Source organism: Neisseria sp. P0014.S009 (genome assembly GCF_051958155.1).
GTDB lineage: Bacteria > Pseudomonadota > Gammaproteobacteria > Burkholderiales > Neisseriaceae > Neisseria > Neisseria flavescens_C.
In genome coordinates, this window is the sequence record NZ_JBQCVS010000105.1 from 1 (window position 1) to 287 (window position 287).

General features: G+C 53.3%; 1 rRNA gene. It reads left to right on the plus strand.

Going from position 1 to position 287, the window contains the following annotated elements:
• Positions 1-287, plus strand: a 16S ribosomal RNA gene (locus tag ACTHS4_RS11875); the annotation flags it as partial.

Below are 287 nucleotides of genomic sequence, written 5' to 3' on the forward strand. Positions count from 1 at the left end.
GTACGAACGTTATTCGGAATCACTGGGCTTAAAGGGTGCGTAGGCGGCGATGAAAGTTGGGTGTGAAATCCCTCGGCTCAACCGAGGAACTGCGCCCAAAACTACATTGCTTGAGGGAGATAGAGGTGAGCGGAACTTAGGGTGGAGCGGTGAAATGCGTTGATATCCTAAGGAACGCCAGGGGCGAAAGCGGCTCACTGGGTCTCTTCTGACGCTGAGGCACGAAAGCTAGGGTAGCGAACGGGATTAGATACCCTTGTAGTCCGTCTCTTATACACATCTCCGAG